A 22,388-nucleotide genomic window follows, 5' to 3' on the forward strand; every position below is an offset into this window, starting at 1 on the left:
TGGTGCGCAGCCGCCTGGCCGCCGAGCCGAAGCTCGCCAACCGCCGCTACAAGCCGCCCGATTCAGACGCGTTGCCGCCCGCCCTCCAGGTCATCGCTGCCGCCAAGGAGGTCTCGCATCCAGACAGGTAGTCGCGGCCGCCATTGCGTTCCTTCAGCTCCGCCTTGGCGCGGGCGACGAGATCCGGGTTGCGCAAGCAATCGGCGGCAGTCGCCGCCATGGCCTTGGCGGCCAGCACCATGCCTTTGTGGGCAGCGGGCAGATTGCCCTGCGTGACGAGCTGCCAGGTGTGGAACGGCGTGCCGATGGCAAAGCAGGCCGTGTGACACTGCACCGTCGGCACGATCCAGCTGACATCGCCCACATCGGTGGTGCCCATCATGACATCCTCGCGGGTCGGCATGGCGAGCACCCCGTCATGGAGCACCTTGGTCTTCAGCGAAAGATCGTGCGGCTTGACGCTGGCCAGGATCTCCTCATCCGTCAGCGCCGTTCTCTGGAGCTTTTCCGCAAAGGCGAAATCGGCCTTGTCGAAGGCGGGCGGTCCAAGGCGGCGCATGTTCTCGTACATGGCCTCCTGCAGCGCCTTGTTGGGCAGGACATTCGAAGTGGCGTCCGTGATCTGCACCGTGACGGAAGTTTCCGTCATCAGCGCCGCGCCCTCTGCGATCTTCTTCACGCGCTCGAACAGACGCTTGGCATCGGGCAGGTGCGGCGAGCGCACGAGGTAGAGCGATTCCGCGAAGGCCTGCACCACATTCGGCGCATCGCCGCCCGTGTGGGTGGTGGCGTAATGCACGCGCGCATCGGAGGGCATGTGCTCGCGCATGTAGTTCACGCCGACATTCATCAGCTCCACCGCGTCGAGCGCGGAACGGCCCACGTGAGGGGCCGCCGCCGCGTGCGCGGCGCGGCCCTTGAAGCGGAAGTAAGCCTGGATGCAGGCGAGCGACGACGCGGTCTGCACCTCGTTGACGACGCTCGGATGCCAGCAGAAGGCGGCGCCGAGATCATGGAACAGGCCGGCGCGCGCCATGAAGGTCTTGCCCGAGCCGCTCTCTTCAGCCGGGCAGCCGTAATAGCGCACGGTGCCAGCAATGCCTTCCGCGACAAGCGCATCCTTGAGGGCGACGGCCGCCAGTGCGGAACCTGCCCCCAGCAGGTTGTGGCCGCAGCCATGGCCCGGCGTGCCCTTCACCGTGGGAGCATGTTCGGTGCGGCCGGATTCCTGTGCCAGATCGGGCAGGGCATCGAACTCGCCGAGGATGCCCACGACGGGGCCCCCGTTCCCGAATTCCGCAATGAAGGCCGTCGCCATGCTGCCAACATTCTTCGTGATGCGAAAGCCCTCGCGCTCGAGCACGGCGATCTGCTCCTGAACGGCGCGATGCTCCTCGAAAGCCAGTTCCGGCGCGGCCCAGATCCGGTCGCTCAAGGCGCAGTAATCTTCGGCCTTGGCATCGACTTGACGGGCGACGGCATCAAGGCTCAGGCGGTCGTTATGCATAATGTTATGATGTCTCGTAAAATGGGACCGGCGCGAACACTATCAGGTTCGCGCCGGTAAGGAAGAGACATCGTTTCATGGAAGCTTTGTTTTCAACGCACCCTAGACCGCCTCGCCCGCCACGCCCTTGCGCGCCACGAGGAACCCGCCCGACTGGCGCGACCAGAGACCGGCATAGAGGCCGCCGTTTTCAAGCAGTTCCTCGTGCGTGCCTTCCTCGACGATCCTCGCGTCGTCCATGACGATCAGGCGGTCCATGAGCTGCAGGGTCGAGAGGCGGTGGGCGATGGCGATCACCGTCTTGCCTTCCATGAGGGTGGCGAGCGATTCCTGGATGGCGGCCTCCACCTCCGAATCCAGCGCCGAGGTCGCCTCGTCCAGGATCAGGATCGGTGCGTCCTTCAGGATCACGCGGGCAATGGCGATGCGCTGGCGCTGGCCGCCGGAGAGCTTGACTCCGCGCTCGCCCACATGCGCATCGAAGCCGCGCCGGCCGCGTCCGTCGACCAGGCGCTCGATGAATTCGACCGCATGGGCCTGACGCGCCGCCTCGCGCATCGCCTCCTCGCTCGCCTCGGGCCGCCCGTAGAGAATGTTCTCCCGGATGGAGCGGTGCAGCAGCGAGGTATCCTGCGTCACCACCGAAATCTGCGAGCGCAGGCTTTCCTCCCGCGCGTCGGCGATGTCCTGGTCGTCGATCAGGATCCGGCCCTCCTGCGGTTCGAAGAAGCGCAGGAGCAGGTTGACGAGCGTCGTCTTACCGACGCCGGAGCGCCCGACGAGGCCGATCTTCTCGCCCGGGCGAATGATCAGATTCAGCCTGTCGACGACCTTGTTGCCATCGCCATAGGAGAAGCTCACGTCGTCGAAGCGGATCTCGCCGCGGGTCACCGTCAATGGCCTGGCGGTCGGCTTGTCCTGCATGGTGAGCGGGCGCGAGATCGTCTTCATGCCCTCCTGCACCGTGCCCACATTCTCGAAGATGCCCATCACTTCGAAGGCCACCCAGCCGGACATGGAGACGATCTGAGTGGAGAGCAGCAGGGCGGTGGTCATGGTGCCGGCATCGATGCGGTTCGTGCTGAAGAGCCACACCGCCATGGCGCCGGTCGAGACGAGAAAAATCGCATTCAGAAAGGTGAGACCGGCCACATAGAACGTGTTGATGCGCTGCTGGCTCATGAACGCATCGTTGAGCCGGCGATAGCCCTCGCTGATATATTCGTCCTCGTCCTTGCGGCGCCCGAACAGCTTGACCGTCATGATGTTGGTAAAGCTGTCCACCACCTTGCCGGTGACGGCGGAGCGCGCCTCGCTCGACGCGCGCGAGCGCTTCTGGATGCTCGGCACGGAAAAGGCCAGCAACGTCGCATAGAGCATGAACCATCCGGCCATGGGGAGAGCCAGGCGAATGTCCTGCGTTCCCATCAATCCGATGGAGGCCGCCCCGAAAATCAGGATCTGCCAGACGGCGCGAGCCACCGACAGAACCGTCTCACGCAAGGGCCGTCCCGTCTGCAGCACCCGGTTGGCGATTCGGCCCGCAAAATCCTCCTGGAAGAAGCCCAAGGGCTGGTGCACCACGTGCCAGTAATTCTGCCAATGGACCATGGTGGTGAAGGAGACCGCCAGCGAATGGTTGACCAAAAGCCGGAACAGGATCGTCCCCACAGGCCGCACCAGGAGGATGATCGACCCCATGGCGATCAGCAGCGGCCCGGCCTCGCGAAAAATGTTTTCCGGGGACGTATGCGAGAGGGCATTGACCAACCGGCCGATGAGATAGGGGATCAGCGCCTCGAAGACGGCGAGCACGAAGCCCAGCGCGAACAGCGCGATGAACAGGCCCTTCGCCTGGGCGATGAAGTGCCAGTAGAAGCCCCAGAGATTATCCGGCGGCGATTCCTCAGGAGGTCTTTTGGTGAAGTCGATCCGGGTCTCGAAGTAGCGGAACATCGGCGCGTCTCGTCCTCTTAGGACCCGAATCACAGCGGGCAGCGGACGCATGATGCAACGATCTTTGTCCCTGAGGTGACGATCGCGCTAAGTTGAAGACCTACCCGACCGCGAACAGATCCCGCGTCTCGGGCGCCTGAGGCTCCTCGAAGGCATTGGGGTCGCCGGGGCCGGTTTCCCAGCCGAGATCGGGGAGCGCGATGATGCGCAGGCCCCGCGGATCGTTGCGGGTCACGACGATGTTGCGGCTTTCCATATAGGCGATGAGGCGCCGGGCCCGGCCGGGAGAGCGGCTGCCGCAGGCGCGGGCGATCTCGCCGTCGGGCGGGCAGGCCGAGCCTTCCATAGCCGCCCGCGCAATGAGCAGGAAGATGCCCTGGATATCCTCCGCGAGATCGGCCGCGAAAGCGACCGCGCGATCCCATTCGGTCCCGTCGGCGGTCGCCGTATCGACGCCGGCGCGGGCGACCGCGAGACGGCGGCGGAAGGCGGGAAGGTTCAGGGGCTCCCCGGCAACGCGGCGGATGCGGCAGCGAACGAGAAAATCCTGATACAGAACGGCCACCGAGCGGAAGGCGGCCTCCGGATCGTCGAGGATCTCACGCAGGATCGCATCGAGGGCGGCATCACGTTCGGCCTTGGACTGCTCGGTCTCCTGGGCTTGAGGCTCCGGAGCGGCAGCCGGGCGGGTGCGCGCGAGCTGCGCCAAAAGATCGTTGGTGGACGGGGCCGGAGGCGGCGGAGGTGCGCGGCGGGGCATCACCGGGCGGGCCGGCTCGTCCTCGCCGGCCTTGAAGATGAGGTCACGGGCCTCCTGCTTCGGCTGCTCGGGAAGCGGCATGAGCTTGAAGGTGCCGCTGCGGGTCGAGGTCTCGACCTCGCCGATGCGGATCGGCAGCGGGCGGCGCGAGAGAGCCGGGCCAAGGGCCACGAAATGGCCGCGCTCGAGATCGCGGAACATCTCGGCCTGACGGCGCTCCATGCCCAGAAGGTCGGCGGCGCGGGCCATGTCGATGTCGAGGAAGGTGCGGCCCATGAGGAAGTTGGAGGCTTCCGCCGCGACGTTCTTGGCGAGCTTGGCGAGGCGCTGGGTGGCGATGATGCCCGCGAGCCCGCGCTTGCGGCCGCGGCACATGAGGTTGGTCATGGCGCCGAGAGACACTTTTCGGGCTTCGTCCGACACGTCGCCGGCAGCGGCGGGCGCGAAGAGCTGCGCTTCGTCCACCACGACCAGCATCGGATACCAGTAATCGCGCTCCGCATCGAAGAGGCCGCCGAGGAAGGCGGCGGCGCAGCGCATCTGCGCCTCGGCATCGAGGCCCTCCAGGCTCAACACCACGGAGACCCTGTGCTGGCGCACGCGGGCGGCGATGCGTTGAAGATCGCCCTCGCTGCGGGAGGCATCGACCACCACGTGGCCGAACTTGTCGGCCAGCGTGACGAAATCGCCTTCCGGATCGATGATGGCCTGCTGGACGAGATTGGCGCTCTGTTCGAGAAGACGGCGCAGGAGATGCGACTTGCCGGAACCGGAATTGCCCTGGACGAGCAGACGCGTCGCCAGAAGCTCTTCCAGATCGAGCAGCGCCGATTGTCCTCCGGGCGCGGAGGATGCCTGTCCCATGTCGATGCCGACCTTCATCAGCCTCCCTCTTGCGATTGCAAAACCGGCTTGGTCCTAACACGGCAAGGCTTAAGGAAGTGCCGGGTCGCCGTCAGTCCTCCACAGGCGAAATACGCTTTCCCCAGCCATGACGCCGCAGGTTTTGCGAAACCTGCTTGCCCCCGGACCATTTACTTTCAGGACGTCCGCGGACCTCGATACAGGAGAGGATCGATGCCCGTCGAGCTTTCCGTCAGTCGAGCCCTTCCTGCCGTCCTGGTCTTCATCGGGGACGAGGGAAGCCGGCCTCGGGTTCTCGAGGCTGCAGCCGACCGTTCCGTTATCCAGGAGGAGGATCCCAACGGGCTGATGCTCCCGCCGGCCGGCGCCTCGCGCGCCGAGACGGTTTTTGCGACCGTGGGCATCTTCCTGCTGTTGATTTTGGCCATAGCGTTCCTCTGGACCCTGTTTCGTCAGCGGCGTCGCTGAGCCGATTCGGCCGGCGCCTCGACGTATTTCCAGCAACCGGCTCTCAGCGCATGGTGCGGAATCAGAGATGGGCGTCGGCGAAAGCTGGACCCTGTTGTCGCAGGATGCGGCTCTTAAGGATTGAGCATCGGATCGATCCCATGGATGGGTTCGCGTTCAGATCCGATGCCGTAGTCCGACCCAAACCTCCAGCCGCCCCGGCAAAACCAGCTCGATTCAAATCCGATTCGACGTCCGAGCCGATTCCCTGTATAATGACTGTCCAGTCAGTCAATTACCGGTGAGGATATCGTGACGGCGCGTCGACAGGCGAAACGGCGGGCTCCTGCCCGGAGCGAGAGCGAACGTCAGGCCAAGCTCCAGACGATCCTGGACGCCGCCCTTGACATCTTTCTGGAGAAGGGCTTCGCCGATGCGCGCCTCGACGATGTGGCCGCCCGCGCCGGAGTCGCCAAAGGCACCCTCTACCTTTACGTGCCCTCGAAGCAGGCCCTGTTCGAGGCGCTGGTGCGTTCCGGCATCGGCGGCCCCGTCGGCGCCATCGAGCAGAAGGTCCCGGATCCCGACATCTCGGCCGAGGACCAGCTCAGGGCGCTTTTCCTGTTTCTGCGGACGGAGATCCTCGGCACGCGCCGTCGCGACATCGTCCGCCTCCTCTTGATGGAAGCGAGCCGCTTTCCCGAACTGGCGGAAGTCTATCACCGCGAGGTGATCGTCAGAGGCCTGCGGATCCTGCGCGGCATCGCCGAACGGGGCGTCGCTCGGGGCGAGTTCCGCTCTGACGAGATCGCACGGTTTCCGCAGCTTGCCATCGCGCCGGCGCTCGTCGCCCTGCTCTGGACCAGCCTCTTCCAGCGCTTCGATCCCGTCGACATCGAGGCGATGCTGGAGACGCATCTGACGCTTCTGATGAAAGCGCTGAAGAGGCATCCGTCATGAAGACCGCACGGCTCATCGTCTTCGCCGTGCTGCTTCTCGCGGGCGGAGCGGCTGCCTGGTTCTTCTGGCCGAAGTCGGACGATACAATCCGCTTCCAAGGCTATGTCGAGGGCTATCTCGTCTTCATGGCTCCCGAGGAAGGGGGCCGCATCGAGGAATTGACCGTCGACTCGGGAGATCGCGTGGCCGAGGGGACAATGCTCTTCAGGCTCGATGCGTCGGTGCAATCCGCGCAGCGCAACGAGGCTGCGGCCAAGCTGCAGCAGACCCGCGCCCAGCTCGCCAATCTTGAGGCCGCCCTCCGGCGGCCCGAGGAGATCGCGGTTCTCGAGGCACAGGAGGAGCGCGCACAGGCCCAGCTCGGCCTCTCGCAGGCCGAACTCGACCGGCAGAGAACCCTGTTCGAGCGCGGCATTGCCGCAAAGGCGCAGTACGATCAGGCCAGGACGGCCTTCGAGCGGGACAAGGCCGCCCTCGCCGAGGTGCAGCGGCAGATCGATGCCGGACAGATCGCAGGTCGGTCGGGGGAAATCGGTGCGGCGGAAGCGGCCGTGCAGGCGAATGAGGCGGCCCTGATGCAGGCAGAAACCCGCCTTGCCAAACGCCAAGTGAAGGCACCGTCCGATGCCCAGGTGCAGGACGTTTATTTTCGCGCAGGAGAGACGGTGAATGGGGGCCAGCCTGTGCTGGCGCTCCTCCCGCCGGCCAACCGTCGCATCCGTTTCTATGTGCCCGAACCCCTGCTCGCCACCATCGCCCTTGGACAGACGGTCGGCCTCTCGTGCGACAGCTGCAAGGATGGGCTGCAGGCCCGCATCAGCTTCATCTCCAGCGAGGCCGAGTTCACGCCGCCGGTGATCTTCAGCGAGCAGGAGCGGGCAAAGCTCGTGTTCCGCGTTGAGGCGCGTCCATTGGACGGAGCGAACCTGCCGATCGGCCTGCCGGTCACCGTCACGCCCGCTGAGCCGGAACCGCGATCATGACTGTGGATGTCGCATCGTCCCGTCCCGTTTCGGCGGAGCCCGAGATCGTCATCGACGTCGAGGGGCTTACCAAATCCTTCGGCGGCCGGCCCGTCGTGAAGAACCTCTCCATGCAGGTTCGGCGCGGGCTGATCTACGGCTTTCTCGGCCCCAATGGCAGCGGCAAGACCACGACCATCCGCATGCTGTGCGGGCTTTTGACGCCCGACAGCGGGCACGGCACCTGCCTCGGCTACGACATTCTCACGCAATCGGCCGAGATCAAGCGTCACGTGGGATACATGACGCAGAAATTCTCGCTCTATGCGGATCTGTCGATCCGCGAGAACCTCGAATTCGTCGCCCGAGTCTACAATCTCGACGATCCGCGAAAGGCGGCGCGCAACGCCATCGTGCGGCTCGGGCTCGAGAACCGCGCCGAGCAGCTTGCGGGCGAATTGTCGGGCGGCTGGAAGCAGCGCCTGGCGCTTGGCGCGTGCATCCTGCCCGAGCCGCAGCTTCTCCTCCTGGACGAGCCGACCGCCGGCGTCGACCCGAAGGCGCGTCGGGATTTCTGGGACGAGATCCATGCGCTGGCTCACGAGGGCATGACCGTGCTCGTCTCGACGCATTACATGGACGAGGCCGAGCGCTGTCACGAGATCGCCTACATCGCCTATGGCGAACTGCTCACGCAGGGCACCGTCGACGAGGTCATCGCCAACGCGCATCTGACGACCTACACGGTCACGGGCCCCGACCTTGCGGGACTGGCCGAGCGGCTCAAGTCGCTCGACGGCGTCGACATGGTCGCGCCCTTCGGCACGGCGCTGCATGTGAGCGGGCGCGACAAACACAAGTTCGACGCCGCGACGAACGAGCTGCGCGAACACGGGCCGCAGCACTGGGCGCCGGGCGAAGCCACCCTCGAGGATGTGTTCATCGATCTGATGAGCCGGTCGAAGGACAATTTCGGATGAGCGCCGGAATCAGCGATGTCGATCGCCGCACGCGGGGCTTCAAGGCTTCGCTGATGTGCCTTCGCGCCGCCTTCATTAAGGAGCTGATCCAGCTGCGGCGCGATCGCATCACGTTTGCGATGATGATCATGATCCCGCTCCTGCAGCTCACGCTGTTCGGCTACGCGATCAACACCAGCCCGCGGCATCTGCCGACCGCCGTTCTCGTGCAGGACGACAGCGCGTTTGCCAGGTCGTTCTTGGCAGCAATGCGCGCCACCGACTACTTCGACATCTCCACCTCGGCCGCAAGCGAGGAGGAGCTCGACCGCCTGATCCTCTCCGGCAAGGTGCTGTTCGGCGTACAGATCCCGGCGCATTTCGGGCGCGACCTCATGCGGGGCGAGCGACCGGCGCTTCTCGTCGTGGCGGATGCCGCCGACCCGACGGCGACCGGCAGCGCCATTGCGGCCCTGCAGGGCCTCTCGACGCAGGTCTTCTCCCGCGAGCTCACTGGCCCGGCAGCACACCTCGCGCCCCGACCGTTGCCCTATGAGCTGCGTGTGCACCAGCGCTACAATCCGGCGGGCGAGACCCGCCTCAACATCGTGCCCGGCCTCATGGGCCTGATCCTGACGCTCACCATGCTGATCTTCACGGCCCTGTCCGTCACCCGGGAGATCGAGCGCGGCACGATGGAGAGCCTGCTTGCCATGCCGATCCGCCCGGTCGAGATCATGCTCGGCAAGATCGCGCCCTATCTGATGGTCGGGGGCGTGCAGATGACCATCATCCTCGTCGCCGCGAGGCTCCTGTTCGGAATTCCGGTGATCGGGAGCCTCTGGCTTCTCGTCGGCCTGACGCTGCTCTTCATCCTGGCGAATCTATCGATCGGCTACACCTTCTCGACCATCGCCCAGAACCAGCTTCAGGCGATGCAGATGTCGTTCTTCTTCTTCCTGCCGAACATCCTGCTCTCCGGCTTCATGTTCCCGTTCAAGGGCATGCCGGGCTGGGCGCAGGCGGTCGGCGAGATTCTGCCCCTCACCCATTATCTGCGCATCGTTCGCGGGATCATGCTCAAGGGCGCGACCTTCTTCGACCTGCAGACCGACGTTCTGGCGCTCGCCGTCTTCACCCTGTTTGCCATGGGCGTGGCGGTGGCGCGCTTCCGCCAGACCCTTGACTGAAAGTCAATCGGCGACCGCCGCTTCCGCGGCCTTGATGGCGCTGCCGCGCAAAGGCCGCTCCTCCAGGGCAAGGAGAAAGGCGAGCGACAGACCGAAGCCCACGATGGCCGCGATGAACACATGGCTGAACACATCGGCCAGATCGATGCCGCTCCGGGCGGCGACTGCGCTCAGGGATTCGAAGCTCGCGGCTCCGCTCAAGCCCGACCCGCTGAGCACGATGGCCCCGAAGATCGCCACGATGAAGGCTCCCCCGAGCGACCGGAAGAAATTGGCCGTGCCCGTCGCGGTGCCCATCTGGTGGGGCGCGACCGCATTCTGGGTCGTCACCATGGTGACCGGAAGAACGGTGCCCAAGCCCACGCTGATGATGGCCAGGATGATCTCGACGGTCACGATGGACAGGGATTGGCCATACATCGCGAGGACGCCCGTGGCCGCCATCGCGACGAGGAGACCCACGGTCGGAAGCCGCTTGTAGTGCTTCACCTTCGCCATGGTGCGGCCGGAGAGCGTCGCGCCGACCACCGTTCCCGCCATGAGGGGGATGAGGGAGAGACCCGACAGGCTGGCCGAGAGGCCGCGCACGGCCTCGAAATAGACCGGCAGATAGATGGTGAGCCCGATATAGGTGCCCATGGCGAAACAGGCGGCGAGCACGGCCATGCGCACCACGGGATTGTGCAGCACACCGGGCGGAATTAGCGGCTCGGGAGCCAAGCGCATGCGAACGGCGAACAGGCCCCAGAGCACCAGGGACGCGGTGAAGAGCCCGAGGATCGGCAGGGAGGCCCAGGGGTAGCGCAGTCCGCCCCAGCTCAAGGCCAACAGCAGCGCGACGGTCGCCGCCACGAGAAGAAGCGCGCCCAGGAGATCGAGCTTGTGCGGACGCTCGAAGCGCGGGAGCTTCTTCAGGCTCTGGAAGGCGATGGCGAAAGCCACCAGTCCCAGTGGCAGATTGATCCAGAAGATCACCGACCAGTGCAGATGCTCGGCGAAGAAGCCGCCCAGCACCGGCCCGAGCAGGCTCGATGTCATGAACACGCTGGCGAAGTAGACCTGATAGCGTCCGCGCTCCCGCGGCGCGACGATGTCGGCAATGATGGTCTGCGCCAGCGCGATCAACCCGCCGCCGCCGATGCCCTGCAGGCCGCGCGCCAGGATGAGGACGATCATGTTGGGCGCGAGCGCGCAGGCGATGGAGCCGATGATGAAGATCACGATGCCGATCAGCATGGTGCCGCGCCGGCCGTAAGAATCACTGAACTTGCCGTAGAGCGGCGTCACGGCGGTGGAGGTCAGAAGATAGACCGTCACGATCCAGGGCAGGTGCTCCAGGTCGCCCAGTTCGCGGCCGATGGTCGGGAGCGCCGTCGCGATGATGGTCTGGTCCAGGGCCGCCAGGAACATGGCCAGCAGGACGCCGAGGATGATCGTGCGGATTTCGGCGTGGCTCAAGGCGGGTGCCGGGTTTCCCCGCACGCTCTCATTCGGTGATTGGTCCATCGTGTCCATCGTGTTGCGGAGAGCCCATCTAGAGGAGAACGAGCCATTTTGCCCGCCACTCCGTTGCAGGGCAGATATGCATTCGAACCGAAGACTGATCTAAAGCACAAGGACCATCCACAGGTTCCGCCTTATTCCGATCTCCGACAGGAGTCCCGGCTCTGGCGTGAGCCGACAACGTTCCTGTATTGTTCGCGCCATGGCATTCCGTACCAAGTTCTCCCTCGCCCAAGCCCGGCGCATTGCGCTCGCCGCCCAAGGATTTCACGAAAACCGCCCTGAGGCGGCGACCAAGCGTCACTTGAGCCGCGTGCTGCAACGCTCGCATCTGCTCCAGATCGATTCGGTCAACGTGCTGGTGCGGGCCCATTATATGCCGCTCTTCTCGCGAATCGGCGCCTATGACCGGAATCTTCTCGAGAAGACCGCTTATCACCGCAAGAAGCGCGAAGCCTTCGAGTATTGGGGCCATGAGGCCTCGCTGATTCGGCTCGACCTGCAACGTTTCTTCCGCTGGCGCATGGATCGCGCCAAGCGGGGCGAGGGCATTTATGGCGGGCTCGCCCGGTTCGGTGACGAGAAGCGCGCCTTCATCGAGGAGGTCCGCCGCGAAATCGCCGCGCGCGGCCCCATCGGGGCGGGCGACCTGTCCATCGGCGGCAAGGGCCAGGGCTCCTGGTGGGGCTGGAGCGACGGCAAGCGGGCGCTCGAATGGCTGTTCTGGGCAGGCCTGGTCACCACCGCCACGCGTCGCGGATTCGAGCGCATCTACGACCTGCCGGAGCGGGTTCTGCCCTCGGACGTCCTGAATGCCCCGACCCCACCCGAGGACGAAGCGCAGCGCGAGCTCCTGCGGCTCTCCATCCGGGCGCTGGGCATCGCCTCCGAGCGCTGCCTGCGCGACTATTTCCGCCTGGAGCCGCAGGACGCGAAGGCGCGCATTCCCGAACTGTTGGAAGCCGGCGATCTCGTTCCCGTCACCGTCGAGGGCTGGAACGGGCCAGTCTATCTCGACCCGCAGGCCAAGATCCCGCGCCGCGTCGAGGCCAGGGCCCTGGTGTCGCCGTTCGATCCGATCGTCTGGGAGCGCACGCGCACCGAACGCCTGTTCGATTTCCGCTACCGGATCGAGATCTACACGCCGGCCGAGAAGCGGGAATTCGGCTATTACTGTCTGCCCTTCGTGCTCGGCGAAAGGATCGTGGCCCGCGTGGACCTGAAGGCCGACCGCGTTGCGGGCAATCTCATCGTGCATTCGATCCACCCGGAAGCCGGGACGCCTCCAGAGGAGATCGCGCCCGCTCTCGGGGATGAGCTTCGCCTGATGGCCGAATGGCTCAACCTCGGCAGCATCACGGCGCCGAAGGAGTGGCGGACGCGGCTGGGGGTGTAACAGTGCGGTGTTCCCAGAGATGATTCTCTCCACGTCATCACCGGGCTCGTCCCGGCCAGGACGTGGAGGGGACGTGGAGGGGACGTGGAGGGTAGCCGTCATGGTTTTGAATGACATCGCACACCGCACGTTGCATCCTCCGCCCTCTCGCCAGATGCCCCGGACTTGCCTATCTCAGGAGGCCATGAACACGCTTTTCGCCCCCGCCACACGCCTGTGGCTTCGCCTGCGGCTGAATGAGATCGGCCCCCTGTTGTCGGTGTCCGCCTGCGGGTTCTTCGCCTGGGCGTTCATCGCGCTGGCCGACGAGGTCCGGGAAGGGGAAACCCATGCCCTCGACAGCCAGCTCCTGCTGGCCCTGCGCGATCCGCAGAATCCGGCCAACCCCCTCGGGCCCTCCTGGCTCGAGGAATCGGCCAGGGACATCACCGGCCTTGGCGGCTATGCGATCCTGACGCTTCTCACCCTGGCCACATGGGCCTATCTGCTCATGACCCGGAGGCAGGGCGCGGCGCTTCTGGTGCTCGTCGCCATCGTGGGCGGTATGCTGCTCTCCACCGGACTCAAAATGGGGTTCGAGCGGCCCCGGCCGGATCTCGTGCCTCATGCGACGAGGGTTTACACGGCGAGTTTCCCGAGCGGCCATGCCATGCTGTCGGCCATCACCTACCTGACCCTGGGCGCCCTGCTCGCCCGCGTGGAGAAGAGCCGGCGCGTCAGCGCCTTCATCATGGGCCTGGCCATCATCACGACCCTGCTCGTGGGTTTAAGCCGCGTCTATCTCGGCGTGCACTGGCCGAGCGACGTCGTCGCCGGCTGGTCGGTCGGCGCCGCCTGGGCGTCCCTGTGCTGGTTCGTGGCCCTCCAGTTGCAAAGGCGCGGCCAGGTGGAGAAGCCGGGCGAGGCCTCGCCCCCGGCCGATGCCAAGTCCGAATGACGGGCGAAACGGAAAAGCCTCTCCGCAAGCCGCCACGCAAGGTGACGCCTGCCTATCTGCAGCGGGCGGCTCTCGCCTATCTCGAGCGCTATGCCTCCTCGGCCGAGAACCTGCGGCGCGTGCTGCGGCGCAAGGTCGACAAGCGCTGCCGCCTGCGCGGCGAGGATCCGGCCGAGTTTCACGAGATGATCGACGAGGTGGTGGCGAAAAGCCTGAAGATCGGCCTCATCGACGATACCCGCTATGCCGAGGCGCGCGTCGCCACCTTGCGCCGCCGGGGCGGCTCGGCCCGGGCGATCCAGGCCAAGCTCTCCGCCAAGGGCGTCGACCGCACCGCCATCGCGGCGGCGCTGGAGGGCGAGGAAGGCGATGAGGAACAGGCGGCCCTGGCCTTCGCCCGCCGCCGCAGGCTCGGCCGTTCCGGCCCGGTGAACGGGCGCCCTATCGCGACAAGGATCTCGCGGCGATGGCGCGGGCCGGTTTCCGGTTCGATGTGGCGCGAGGGGTCATCGATACGGAGCGGGACGACGAGCGGGATGGATCGTAGCGGATATTTTTACCCGGGTATTATTGCCAGTCGAATTTGACCCGGGTAAAACCCTGCCGGAACCAACGATGACGGCAGAGGACGAACATGCCTGAAGACCACAAGACCTATACGGCTTTCGCGGGCATCCGCCGGATCGCCTCCGGCGATCTCGCGTCGGTGGCGGCGAAAACCAAGGCGACACTCGATCACGGCGAGAGCGCGTCCATCCTGATCCTCGACGATGAGACCTGCCGCGTCGTCGAGGTCGATTTCCGAGGCACGGCCGAAGATGTGCTGGCACGGCTGAGCGAACCCGCCGACAAGCCGGAGTCGCGCGGCCCCGGACGGCCCAGGCTCGGTGTCGTCGCGCGGGAGGTGACCCTGCTGCCGCGGCATTGGGATTGGCTCAATGCCCAGCCGGGCGGCGCTTCCGTCGCGTTGCGCAAGCTCGTCGAGGAGGCACGACGCAGCAACGAGTCGAAAGACCGGACGCGGCAGGCCCAGGAAACTCTCTACCGGTTCATGTCGACGCTGGCCGGTGATGAAGCGGGTTTCGAGGAAGCCTCGCGGGCGCTCTTTGCCGGGGATCGGACGCTGTTCACGGCTTTGATCCAGCTCTGGCCAAAGGATCTTCGAGCATACGCCGAAAAGCTCGCCGGTGGGGCCTTCGCCAACGGGTCGTCCGGAACGTAAGGCGGGAGACGCTCTCTTCCTAGGGTGAGCGCACGAACATGATCGTGGGCTGATCCTTGTAGATCGTGCGCTGGAACTCGCGATAGCCGCATTTCTCCGCCACCCGGATGGATGATGCGTTTTCGGGCGCGATGATGCAGGCCGTGCGGGCGTGACCGAAATGCTTGTCGCTCCAGGCGACGGCGGCACGCGCAGCCTCCGTCGCATAGCCCTTGCCGTGGCCGCGGGGCGCAATCACCCAGCCGATTTCCGGAACGCCGTCCAGGGACGGTTCGATCGCACGCTTGAAATCGGCGAAGCCGACCTCCCCCATGAAGCGGCCGTTCTCCTTTTCGGTCACGACCCAATAGCCGAAACCCATCAGCGCCCAGTGACCGACATAACGCACCAGCCGTGACCAGACCTCCTCCTGCGTGGACGGCTTGCCGCTGATGAAGCGCGTCACCTCCGGATCCATCCAGAGCGCGAGGCAGTCGGCGAAATCCCCCACGCGATGACCGCGCAGGACGAGACGCTCGGTTTCGAGAACCGGCACCGTTTCGGATGAGATGAGAGAACGGGACATGGAGAAGCCTGGAGGATTCGGCGCTTTCTGGAGGGGAACAACCTAGAGCATCGCGCGGAAAAGGGGACCCGGTTTCTGCTCCGAACGATGCGCCGAGCACAAAGAGCATCGGATGGATCCCAAAGGTGCAGATCGGCTTCTAGTGTTGTGACTCTAACGCTTGTTTCGCACGGGCGACCTTCTCCAGGATAGCTGAGGCCGAGGCGGTCCAGACAAAGGGTCGAGGGTCGGCATTGTGGTGCTCCAGGTAGTCCATGATCGCGCTTTCCAGATCGGGCACGCTCGTGAAGGCGCCCCGCCGGATGCGCTCCTGGGTGATCAGGGCAAAAAAGCGCTCGACCAGGTTGAGCCACGAAGCCGAAGCCGGGGTGAAGTGAAGATGAAAGCGCGGATGCTTTGCCAGCCAAGCCTTCACCTTCGGGTGCTTGTGGGTGGCATAGTTGTCCACGATCAGGTGCAGGTCGAGGTGTCTTGGCGTGGCCCGGTTGATCTCGCGCAGGAAGCGCAGGAACTCCTGATGGCGATGCCGCTTCATGCAGGTGCCCAGCACCGTGCCGGTCGCCACATCGAGAGCGGCAAACAGGGTCGTGGTGCCATGTCGTTTATAGTCGTGGGTCATGGTGCCGGCACGGCCCTTCTTGAGCGGCAGGCCCGGCTGGGTGCGGTCGAGCGCCTGGATCTGAGACTTTTCATCAACCGCGAGTACCAGGGCTTTGTCCGGCGGATCGAGATACAGGCCGACCACATCCTGGACCTTCTCGACAAAGGGCTTGTCGGTGGACAGCTTGAAGGTCTTGACCAGATGCGGCTTGAGGCCGTGGGCGTGCCAGATCCGCTGCACGCTGGTGTGGGACAGGCCTGTGACAGCGGCCATCGAGCGCACGCTCCACTGCGTCGCTCGCGGCGGCTTCTCATGCAGGGTCATGTCGACAACCCGCTGGATCACCGCTGCCGTCAGGGGCTTGCGCCCTGGCGGGCGGGTGGCGTCCTTGAGAAGCCCGTCGACGCCCGCCTGCGCATAGCGGCGGCGCCAGCGCCGTACCGTCAGAGTGCTCGTGCCGACGCGAGTTGCCACCTCGGTGGCGCGCAAGCCCTCGTCCGTCAGCAGAACGATCCGAGCCCGCCAGACAACCTTCTGGGGCGTGTTTCGGTCGCGGACCAGGGTCTCCAAGCGATCTCGATCAGCGGCGGGAACCTCAATGCGTTCGATCTTGCCCATCAGAGCAGCATCGCACGTCAGACCAGATTTCGGAATCACCCGTCAGAGACACAACACTAGGTCCGAGGCTCTAGAGCAATCCCGCGCCGACATTCACCGCCAGCGCAAGAACCGTCGTGTTGAACAGAAAGGACAGGATCGTGTGGGCCAGCGCCAGGCGGCGCATGCGTTTTGAGACGATGACCACGTCCGAGGTCTGTGCGGCCGCGCCGAGATTGAACGAGAAGTAGAGAAAGTCCCAGTAATCGGGTCGGCCCTCGTGCGGAAAGGCGAGCCCCCGCCGCTCGCCTTTGTCGCCGTAATATTCATGGGCGTAGTGGATGGCGTAGATCGTGTGCACGAAGAACCACGAGCAGAGAATGGTGAGGCCGGCGATGGTCAGGTGGAAGCCTTGCTGATCGGCCTGGCTGGCTTGAATATTGGTCAATTCCACCGCGATGGCGGCGAGGCTCGCGACGGATGCCGCGAGCGTCAGCGCGAGCACGACAACCGCCTTCTCGTCTTCCTGCGCGGCACGCTCCTGCATCTGGGTCGTGGATGAGCGCAGGGCCATGGTCCAGGCAAGGAAGAGATAACAGGCAACGCCGATGTCCCAGGCCACGAGCATCCGCGAATTCACCGGCCAGGAGGTTGGTAGAATGGCATAGATCAGGAGCGCGACGACGGCGGAGCCGAGGAGCCGCGGGCGTAGGCGGGCCTGCATGGGGATCGTCATCACAAACTCGCAACCCTAAGGGAATAGGACCACTGGTGGCCGATATCCCCTGTCCTAGATCACCCCAAACCTATCCGCAAAAGGAGAATCAGGATGAACCGCAAGGCAAGAGCCGTTTGGCAGGGCACGGGCAAGGATGGCAGTGGCCAGCTCACGTCCGATTCCGGTGTTCTGTCGTCGACGCCCTATTCCTTCAAGACACGGTTCGAGAACGAGAAGGGCACCAATCCGGAGGAGCTGATCGCCGCGGCCCATGCCGGCTGCTTCACCATGGCGCTCGCGTTCCAGCTCCAGGGCGCAGGCTTCACTCCGACGGAGCTTGCCACGGAGGCGGTCGTGTCTCTCGAACAGGAGGGCAGCGGCTTTACGATCAAGAAGTCGGCTCTGACGCTCAATGCCAATGTGCCGGGCATCGATCGCGCCAAGTTCGAGGAACTCGCCCGCGCGGCGGAGAAGAACTGCCCGGTCTCCAAGGTGCTCAACGCCGAAATCACGATGGATTTCACGCTGGCGTAATTTTCCGGCCGTTATCACCGGCCTTGTGCCGGTGATCTCGATCCTGTAGAGCGCCGCGCCTCTTGCATCGGGATGGCCGGCACAAGGCCGGCCATGACGTCGTGATCGTCATCCCCGGAGGTCCGGGAATGACCAGTGAACCATTTGGCCTTACATCGCGGCCTTCTTGTAGCTGTCGATGATGGCCTGTCCGTCGGGGCCGGCCTTCTTCAGCCAATCCTGCGTCAGCTGCTCGCCGACCTTCTGCAGGCCTGCCTTGAGCTCGGCGCTCGGCGGCTGAATCTTCATGCCCTTCGCGGTCATTTGGTCGACGTACCACTTGGTCTTTTCCTGGGCGGTCTTCCAGCCGCGTTCCTCCGCCGTCCTGGCGGCTTTCAGCACCGCTTCCTGGGTCGGCTTGTCGAGGGCGTCGAACGCTGCCTTGTTGACGAAGGTCAGGTTCTTCGGGATCCAGGCCTGGGTGTCGTAGAAGTGGGTGAGCGATTCCCACACCTTCGAGTCGTAGCCGGTGGCCCCCGAGGTCATGAAGGTGTTGACCACCCCGGTGGCGAGCGCCTGCGGCAGGTCCGCCGCCTGCACCGTGACCGGCTGCGCGCCGACGAGTTCGGCGATCCGGGCCGTGCCGGGATTGTAGGAGCGCCATTTCACGCCCTTCAGATCCTCGACGGTGTTGATGTCCTTCTTGGCGAAGATGCCCTGCGGCGGCCACGGCACCGCAAAGAGCAGCATCAGGCCCTGGCTCGCGAACTTCTTCTCGATCGCCGGCCTCTGCACGTCCCAGAGTTTCTTCGACTGGTCGAACGAGGTGGCGAGGAAGGGCACCACGTCGAGGCCGTAGACCGGATCCTCGTTTTCGTGCAGGGACATCAGCACCTCGCCGACCTGGGCTTGGCCCGTCTGCACCGCGCGCTTGATCTCCGGCGCCTTGAAGAGCGAGGCATTGGCATGGACCGTGACCTGCAGCTTGCCGCCGGTGGCGTCGGCCACGTCCTTGGCGAAGGCGTTCAGGTTCTCGGTGTGGAAATTGTCGGTCGGATAGGCGGCCGGCAGGTTCCACTTGGTCTGCGCCAGCGCGGGCGCCGCCATGAGCAGGGCCCCCGCGAGGCTCAGACCGAAGCGCGTCATGTGTTTCATCGTTTTTGTCTCCCTCTGGTTTTTGTGAACGAAGTCAATCCGGAAAGGCCATCTGCGGCAGCACCATCACGATACTGGGAAAGAGCGTGATGATCGCGACCGCCGCGACGAGCAGGAAGAAGAAGGGCAGCGAGGCGAGCGCCACCGTGTTCGAATCCTTGCCCGACATGGTCTGCAGCACGAAGAGGTTGAATCCGACCGGCGGCGAGACCTCGGCCATCTCGACCACCAGGATCAGGAAGATGCTGAACCAGATCAGGTCGAAGCCCGCCGTCTTCACCATCGGGATCACCACCGCGGTGGTGAGCACGATCATGGAGATGCCGTCGAGCGCCGTGCCGAGCAGGATGTACATGATCGTCAGCGCGGCGATGAGCGCATAAGGAGACAGGTGCAGGCCGTCGACCCAGGTGGCGAGCGCCTGGGGAATGCCCGTATAGGCCATCGAGGTCGACATGAAGGACGCGCCCGCCAGGATCAGCATGATCATGCAGGTGATGCGCGTCGTGCCCATGACGCTCTTCCAGAACGAGTCCCACGACAGCGAGCCCGACCACCAGGCGATGGCGAGCGAGCCGAGCACGCCCCAGGCGGCGCATTCGGTGGCCGTCGCCCAGCCGAGCAGAAGGGTGAGGAAGACCAGCGCGATCAGCAATGCGACGGGGATGAGATTGGTCGATTCCCTCAGCTTCTCGCGAAAGCTCATTGCCGGCTCGGGCGGCGGCGACTTTTCGGGATTGAGCAGGGACCACACGGCGATATAGCCGGAATAGAGCGCCATCACGAGAAGGCCCGGCAGGAAGCCCGCGAGGAAGATCTGGATGATCGACACGTTGGCGGCGACCGCATAGACCACCATGGTGATCGAGGGCGGAATGAGAATGCCGAGCGTGCCGGCGCCCGCGAGGCTGCCCAAGCTCACCATGTCGTCGTAGCCGCGTTTCTTCAGCTCCGGCAGCGCGATCTTGGCGACCGTCGCGCAGGTGGCGGCGGACGAGCCGGAGACCGACCCGAAGATGCCGCAGGCGAGCACGTTCACGTGCATCAGCCGTCCCGGCAGCCAGTTGAGCCAGGGGGTGAGGCCGCGGAACATCTCCTCCGAAAGCCTGGTGCGAAACAGGATCTCGCCCATCCAGATGAAGAGCGGCAGGGCGGCGAGCGTCCAGGAGGCGGAATTGCCCCAGATCGTGGTGGCGAGCACCGAGCCCGCCGGAATGCCGCCGCCCACGAATTGCATGCCGACCCAGCCGCAGGCCATGAGCGCGATGGCGATCCACACGCCGCCGGCGAGAAGCACCGCGAGCAGCAGGAGCAGCAGGCCCGAAATCTCGATGAGTTCCATGGCCCTACACTCCGCTCTGGATCGCGCGCTCCACCACCTCTTCGGCCGTGGTGGCGGGCGGCTTCTCGTAGCGCGGGTCGCCGCCGCGCAGCACATGGAGGAACTCGTCGACGAAGGCGATGAACAGGATCACGAGGCCGCTCGCATAGCCGATCTGCGGAATCCAGAGCGGGATCGCCAGCACGCCCTGGGCCATGTCGTTGAAGCGCCAGCTGTCATATGTGAGCTGCACCGCGTGCCAGGCGAAGAAGCCGACGAAGCCGAGGCCGATCACGAGGGAGAACATCTCCAACAGCCACCGGGTCCGCCCCTTCACGCGATCAGTGAGCAACCCGACCCGGATCATCTCGCCGGAGCGGAAGGTGTGGGCGAGACCCAAGAAGGCCATCGCGGCCATGGACCAGGAGGCGAGGTCGTCGCCTGCGGGAATATTGACGCCGATGCCCCGTCCGATGGAAAGGCCCATCATCAACAGGAAGATCACGATGAGGAACAGGCCTGCGAGATAGCCGGCAAGGAGATAGAGGCCGTCGAGAATGGTGCGGATCATGCAGTCCGTTTCGGGCGTTCGGCGAGGAAGCTTTGCCCAAGTCTAGGGGCATTCATGGCAGGTGCAAGCGCTTCCTCGATTCCGGCTGCACAGGCGTTGGGCATAAGTCCGCGGGAATGCCTCTCTTCCTGACAGAACCATCGCCCCGGCCTCGCCGTTGAAATGTCAGACGTGATCACACGTCCTGATCGTAGGAGGAATCCATGTTCTCCAAGCCTCTCTCCCTCGCTAAGCCTCTCTCCCTCGCTCTTGTCGGCACGGCCTTGATGGCCATCCCGGCGCTGGGCCAAACCAACCAGCCCGCGAGCCCCATGCCGGCCCCTTCGGCGGGCGACCGCAGCTTCGGCGCGAAGGAACCGGCGCGCATGAACACCGGCAGCTGGCTGACCCAGGAGCAGCCCGGGCAATGGCGGGCCTCCAAGCTCGAAGGATTGGATGTCTACAATCCGGGCAACGAGAAGATCGGCGACATCAGCGAACTGCTTGTGGACAGCAGCGGCAAGATCCAGGCTGTGGTCGTGGGGGTCGGCGGCTTCCTGGGCATCGGCGAACGGGACGTGGCCATTCCCATGGACCAGATCAAGTTCGTCAACGAGCCACGGGCGGCTGCGAGCGCCTCGAACACCGCGACCGGAACGGCCGGCACGAGCGGCAATACCGCCGGCACGACGACGGGCACGGCCGCGAATGCGCCGGCCACCACCGGTTCGACCGCAAACGCGCCGGCGACGTCTGCCGATGCCAACATGAATCGCTCGGCTCCCGATCACGCCATGCTGGACATGACGAAGGATCAGCTGAAGGCCGCCCCGGAGTTCAAGTACAGCCGCTAGGTCCGATCCTCGGAATGAGAGAGGGGCCCATCGGGCCCCTTTTTATCGGCTGGTCATGATTTCTGGTGCGCGATGATCCGGTCCTTGATCGCATCATAGGCGTTCTGCGGGATGATCTTCTTGTCCACGAGCTCGTTCTTGGCCCGATAGGGGCGGCCCTTGATGATGGCATCGGCCCGGGCCTCGCCGATCTGGGGCAGTTTGTCGAGCTGATCCTTGGGGGCCGTGTTGATGTCGATCAGGGCGCCAGTGGAGGAGGTCGCGCTGGGCGCGGGCCGGGCGGCACTCGGCGCGGGTGCGGTGCCGGTCATCGGCGGCTTCGCCGCCGGGCTCGAGGTGCCGGCGTCCGGGGCGGCCGTCTGCGCCAGAACGGGCGCGGCGAGCAGGGAGCCGAGCGCCACCAGCGCTCCAAGATGGGACATGCGCATTCAAACCTCCTTTGATCGCCGGGTCTCTCCGATGGCTCGGCCCGGCTTGGTCATCGTGAACGATCAACGCGGAGGAGAGCCTGAACGATCCGTTATGCCCGGTTCAGCTTCAGGACGGCGCGAAACCTGCACGCCCGGTTCGTTGCTCCGAGGAGCGGTCTCGACCGCGTCGGATCAGGGCTCCCCTTCGCTCGTGCCTGGTTGGGGCTGGAACGCCGGGCGCACGTCCGCACGGTGCGTCCGGATGTGCGACCACCCGCCCCCTCGTCCGCTCTCGCCAGAGGCCTAACTTCATGCTAAGCAGGTTTCAGCGGGGTGGCCAACGGATGCTGGCCATGATTCCATACCGTGATCGGATGTGGGAGACGGATCATGGCAGGCAGGTCCCCTGTTGTGGCGAGTGACGAGCAACGATGCGAACTG

General features: G+C 65.0%; 21 protein-coding genes and 2 pseudogenes. 12 read left to right on the forward strand and 11 right to left on the reverse strand.

Annotation, left to right across the window (positions count from 1 at the left end; genetic code table 11):
• A pseudogene (locus FS320_RS50795) lies at nucleotides 1–131 on the forward strand (IS481 family transposase); the annotation flags it as partial.
• On the opposite strand, the pseudogene FS320_RS20245 reads toward FS320_RS50795, so the two are convergent.
• The 3 genes and pseudogenes from FS320_RS20245 to FS320_RS20255 form a co-directional block, all read right to left on the reverse strand.
• Nucleotides 128–1,507, reverse strand: a pseudogene (locus tag FS320_RS20245) (M20 family metallopeptidase); the annotation flags it as partial. The pseudogenes FS320_RS50795 and FS320_RS20245 sit on opposite strands and share 4 nt — an antisense overlap.
• 102 nt (nucleotides 1,508–1,609) lie before the next feature.
• The gene (locus FS320_RS20250) at nucleotides 1,610–3,463 is read right to left on the reverse strand and encodes an ABC transporter ATP-binding protein (protein WP_152713718.1); all 1,854 of its coding nucleotides are present in this window, start codon (nucleotides 3,461–3,463) and stop codon (nucleotides 1,610–1,612) included.
• Nucleotides 3,464–3,563: 100 nt separating this feature from the next.
• A complete protein-coding gene (locus tag FS320_RS20255) occupies nucleotides 3,564–5,105 on the reverse strand; it encodes a helicase HerA domain-containing protein (RefSeq protein ID WP_152713720.1) in 1,542 nt (513 codons plus the stop codon).
• Nucleotides 5,106–5,300: 195 nt separating this feature from the next.
• On the opposite strand from FS320_RS20255, the gene FS320_RS20260 reads away from it, so the two are divergent.
• The 5 genes from FS320_RS20260 (at nucleotide 5,301) to FS320_RS20280 (ending at nucleotide 9,605) form a co-directional block, all read left to right on the forward strand.
• On the forward strand, nucleotides 5,301–5,555 hold the full coding sequence (locus FS320_RS20260; RefSeq protein WP_152713722.1) for a hypothetical protein: 255 nt from the start codon (nucleotides 5,301–5,303) through the stop codon (nucleotides 5,553–5,555).
• Nucleotides 5,556–5,846: 291 nt separating this feature from the next.
• Nucleotides 5,847–6,494: a TetR family transcriptional regulator gene (locus tag FS320_RS20265; RefSeq protein WP_152713724.1), complete on the forward strand. Its 648-nt coding sequence runs from the start codon at nucleotides 5,847–5,849 to the stop codon at nucleotides 6,492–6,494.
• Complete coding sequence (locus FS320_RS20270) at nucleotides 6,491–7,477, forward strand: HlyD family secretion protein (protein ID WP_152713726.1); 987 nt, start codon at nucleotides 6,491–6,493, stop codon at nucleotides 7,475–7,477. The genes FS320_RS20265 and FS320_RS20270 overlap by 4 nt, the downstream gene beginning before the upstream one ends.
• Nucleotides 7,474–8,436: an ABC transporter ATP-binding protein gene (locus FS320_RS20275; protein WP_152713728.1), complete on the forward strand. Its 963-nt coding sequence runs from the start codon at nucleotides 7,474–7,476 to the stop codon at nucleotides 8,434–8,436. The genes FS320_RS20270 and FS320_RS20275 overlap by 4 nt, the downstream gene beginning before the upstream one ends.
• A gap of 53 nt (nucleotides 8,437–8,489) precedes the next feature.
• Nucleotides 8,490–9,605, forward strand: coding sequence for an ABC transporter permease (locus FS320_RS20280; protein WP_244627257.1), 1,116 nt, complete (start codon nucleotides 8,490–8,492; stop codon nucleotides 9,603–9,605).
• A gap of 3 nt (nucleotides 9,606–9,608) precedes the next feature.
• Here FS320_RS20280 and FS320_RS20285 read toward each other — a convergent pair whose 3' ends face one another.
• Nucleotides 9,609–11,120: an MDR family MFS transporter gene (locus FS320_RS20285; protein ID WP_152713732.1), complete on the reverse strand. Its 1,512-nt coding sequence runs from the start codon at nucleotides 11,118–11,120 to the stop codon at nucleotides 9,609–9,611.
• Between the two features lie 190 nt (nucleotides 11,121–11,310).
• Between FS320_RS20285 and FS320_RS20290 the strand changes: the two genes are divergently transcribed.
• The 4 genes from FS320_RS20290 to FS320_RS20305 all read left to right on the forward strand — a co-directional run bounded on the left by FS320_RS20290 (nucleotide 11,311) and on the right by FS320_RS20305 (nucleotide 14,663).
• Nucleotides 11,311–12,504: a winged helix-turn-helix domain-containing protein gene (locus tag FS320_RS20290; RefSeq protein ID WP_152713734.1), complete on the forward strand. Its 1,194-nt coding sequence runs from the start codon at nucleotides 11,311–11,313 to the stop codon at nucleotides 12,502–12,504.
• A 184-nt stretch (nucleotides 12,505–12,688) separates the two neighbouring features.
• Entirely contained in the window at nucleotides 12,689–13,441 is a 753-nt protein-coding gene (locus FS320_RS20295; RefSeq protein WP_152713736.1) for a phosphatase PAP2 family protein, read from the forward strand.
• Nucleotides 13,438–14,028, forward strand: a complete 591-nt coding sequence (locus FS320_RS20300; protein ID WP_338105497.1) for a regulatory protein RecX — start codon at nucleotides 13,438–13,440, stop codon at nucleotides 14,026–14,028. Before FS320_RS20295 ends, FS320_RS20300 begins: the two co-directional genes overlap by 4 nt.
• Before the next feature lie 47 nt (nucleotides 14,029–14,075).
• Nucleotides 14,076–14,663 carry a DUF2239 family protein gene (locus tag FS320_RS20305; RefSeq protein ID WP_152713737.1) on the forward strand — a complete coding sequence of 196 codons (588 nt, stop codon included), beginning with the start codon at nucleotides 14,076–14,078 and terminating at the stop codon, nucleotides 14,661–14,663.
• Between the two features lie 19 nt (nucleotides 14,664–14,682).
• Here the strand turns inward: FS320_RS20305 and FS320_RS20310 are convergent, their stop codons facing one another.
• From FS320_RS20310 to FS320_RS20320, 3 genes are all read right to left on the reverse strand, one after another.
• Nucleotides 14,683–15,228 carry a GNAT family N-acetyltransferase gene (locus FS320_RS20310; RefSeq protein ID WP_152713739.1) on the reverse strand — a complete coding sequence of 182 codons (546 nt, stop codon included), beginning with the start codon at nucleotides 15,226–15,228 and terminating at the stop codon, nucleotides 14,683–14,685.
• Nucleotides 15,229–15,367: 139 nt separating this feature from the next.
• Nucleotides 15,368–16,447, reverse strand: coding sequence for an IS630 family transposase (locus FS320_RS20315; protein ID WP_152713741.1), 1,080 nt, complete (start codon nucleotides 16,445–16,447; stop codon nucleotides 15,368–15,370).
• Nucleotides 16,448–16,517: 70 nt separating this feature from the next.
• Nucleotides 16,518–17,162 carry a DUF1345 domain-containing protein gene (locus FS320_RS20320; RefSeq protein ID WP_152713743.1) on the reverse strand — a complete coding sequence of 215 codons (645 nt, stop codon included), beginning with the start codon at nucleotides 17,160–17,162 and terminating at the stop codon, nucleotides 16,518–16,520.
• Between the two features lie 93 nt (nucleotides 17,163–17,255).
• Here FS320_RS20320 and FS320_RS20325 point away from each other — a divergent pair, with 93 nt between their 5' ends.
• Complete coding sequence (locus FS320_RS20325; protein WP_152713745.1) at nucleotides 17,256–17,678, forward strand: OsmC family protein; 423 nt, start codon at nucleotides 17,256–17,258, stop codon at nucleotides 17,676–17,678.
• 150 nt (nucleotides 17,679–17,828) lie between these two features.
• Here FS320_RS20325 and FS320_RS20330 read toward each other — a convergent pair whose 3' ends face one another.
• Genes FS320_RS20330 through FS320_RS20340 form a run of 3 tightly spaced genes read right to left on the reverse strand, consistent with a single transcriptional unit; the run spans nucleotide 17,829 to nucleotide 20,704 of the window.
• Nucleotides 17,829–18,812, reverse strand: coding sequence for a TRAP transporter substrate-binding protein (locus tag FS320_RS20330; protein ID WP_152713747.1), 984 nt, complete (start codon nucleotides 18,810–18,812; stop codon nucleotides 17,829–17,831).
• Nucleotides 18,813–18,846: 34 nt separating this feature from the next.
• Nucleotides 18,847–20,154, reverse strand: a complete 1,308-nt coding sequence (locus tag FS320_RS20335; RefSeq protein ID WP_152713749.1) for a TRAP transporter large permease — start codon at nucleotides 20,152–20,154, stop codon at nucleotides 18,847–18,849.
• A gap of 4 nt (nucleotides 20,155–20,158) precedes the next feature.
• Nucleotides 20,159–20,704 (reverse strand): TRAP transporter small permease, encoded by a 546-nt coding sequence (locus FS320_RS20340; RefSeq protein WP_152713751.1) that lies wholly within the window; start codon nucleotides 20,702–20,704, stop codon nucleotides 20,159–20,161.
• Between the two features lie 203 nt (nucleotides 20,705–20,907).
• Here FS320_RS20340 and FS320_RS20345 point away from each other — a divergent pair, with 203 nt between their 5' ends.
• Nucleotides 20,908–21,537, forward strand: a complete 630-nt coding sequence (locus FS320_RS20345) for a PRC-barrel domain-containing protein (protein WP_152713753.1) — start codon at nucleotides 20,908–20,910, stop codon at nucleotides 21,535–21,537.
• A gap of 53 nt (nucleotides 21,538–21,590) precedes the next feature.
• On the opposite strand, the gene FS320_RS20350 is transcribed toward FS320_RS20345, so the two are convergent.
• The gene (locus FS320_RS20350; protein WP_152713755.1) at nucleotides 21,591–21,965 is read right to left on the reverse strand and encodes a ComEA family DNA-binding protein; all 375 of its coding nucleotides are present in this window, start codon (nucleotides 21,963–21,965) and stop codon (nucleotides 21,591–21,593) included.
• Between the last annotated feature and the right edge of the window lie 423 nt (nucleotides 21,966–22,388).

Source organism: Microvirga tunisiensis (assembly GCF_009296175.1).
Classification (GTDB): Bacteria; Pseudomonadota; Alphaproteobacteria; order Rhizobiales; family Beijerinckiaceae; genus Microvirga; species Microvirga tunisiensis.

What these genes read in the sequence shown, in the direction of transcription:
- FS320_RS20250 (WP_152713718.1), bottom strand. Translation starts at nt 3,463, where the DNA reads ATGTTCCGCTACTTCGAGACCCGGATCGACTTCACCAAAAGACCTCCT.
- FS320_RS20255 (WP_152713720.1), bottom strand. Translation starts at nt 5,105, where the DNA reads ATGAAGGTCGGCATCGACATGGGACAGGCATCCTCCGCGCCCGGAGGA.
- FS320_RS20260 (WP_152713722.1), top strand. Translation starts at nt 5,301, where the DNA reads ATGCCCGTCGAGCTTTCCGTCAGTCGAGCCCTTCCTGCCGTCCTGGTC.
- FS320_RS20270 (WP_152713726.1), top strand. Translation starts at nt 6,491, where the DNA reads ATGAAGACCGCACGGCTCATCGTCTTCGCCGTGCTGCTTCTCGCGGGC.
- FS320_RS20275 (WP_152713728.1), top strand. Translation starts at nt 7,474, where the DNA reads ATGACTGTGGATGTCGCATCGTCCCGTCCCGTTTCGGCGGAGCCCGAG.
- FS320_RS20280 (WP_244627257.1), top strand. Translation starts at nt 8,490, where the DNA reads ATGTGCCTTCGCGCCGCCTTCATTAAGGAGCTGATCCAGCTGCGGCGC.
- FS320_RS20285 (WP_152713732.1), bottom strand. Translation starts at nt 11,120, where the DNA reads ATGGACACGATGGACCAATCACCGAATGAGAGCGTGCGGGGAAACCCG.
- FS320_RS20290 (WP_152713734.1), top strand. Translation starts at nt 11,311, where the DNA reads ATGGCATTCCGTACCAAGTTCTCCCTCGCCCAAGCCCGGCGCATTGCG.
- FS320_RS20295 (WP_152713736.1), top strand. Translation starts at nt 12,689, where the DNA reads ATGAACACGCTTTTCGCCCCCGCCACACGCCTGTGGCTTCGCCTGCGG.
- FS320_RS20300 (WP_338105497.1), top strand. Translation starts at nt 13,438, where the DNA reads ATGACGGGCGAAACGGAAAAGCCTCTCCGCAAGCCGCCACGCAAGGTG.
- FS320_RS20305 (WP_152713737.1), top strand. Translation starts at nt 14,076, where the DNA reads ATGCCTGAAGACCACAAGACCTATACGGCTTTCGCGGGCATCCGCCGG.
- FS320_RS20310 (WP_152713739.1), bottom strand. Translation starts at nt 15,228, where the DNA reads ATGTCCCGTTCTCTCATCTCATCCGAAACGGTGCCGGTTCTCGAAACC.
- FS320_RS20315 (WP_152713741.1), bottom strand. Translation starts at nt 16,447, where the DNA reads ATGGGCAAGATCGAACGCATTGAGGTTCCCGCCGCTGATCGAGATCGC.
- FS320_RS20320 (WP_152713743.1), bottom strand. Translation starts at nt 17,162, where the DNA reads ATGACGATCCCCATGCAGGCCCGCCTACGCCCGCGGCTCCTCGGCTCC.
- FS320_RS20325 (WP_152713745.1), top strand. Translation starts at nt 17,256, where the DNA reads ATGAACCGCAAGGCAAGAGCCGTTTGGCAGGGCACGGGCAAGGATGGC.
- FS320_RS20330 (WP_152713747.1), bottom strand. Translation starts at nt 18,812, where the DNA reads ATGAAACACATGACGCGCTTCGGTCTGAGCCTCGCGGGGGCCCTGCTC.
- FS320_RS20335 (WP_152713749.1), bottom strand. Translation starts at nt 20,154, where the DNA reads ATGGAACTCATCGAGATTTCGGGCCTGCTGCTCCTGCTGCTCGCGGTG.
- FS320_RS20340 (WP_152713751.1), bottom strand. Translation starts at nt 20,704, where the DNA reads ATGATCCGCACCATTCTCGACGGCCTCTATCTCCTTGCCGGCTATCTC.
- FS320_RS20345 (WP_152713753.1), top strand. Translation starts at nt 20,908, where the DNA reads ATGTTCTCCAAGCCTCTCTCCCTCGCTAAGCCTCTCTCCCTCGCTCTT.
- FS320_RS20350 (WP_152713755.1), bottom strand. Translation starts at nt 21,965, where the DNA reads ATGCGCATGTCCCATCTTGGAGCGCTGGTGGCGCTCGGCTCCCTGCTC.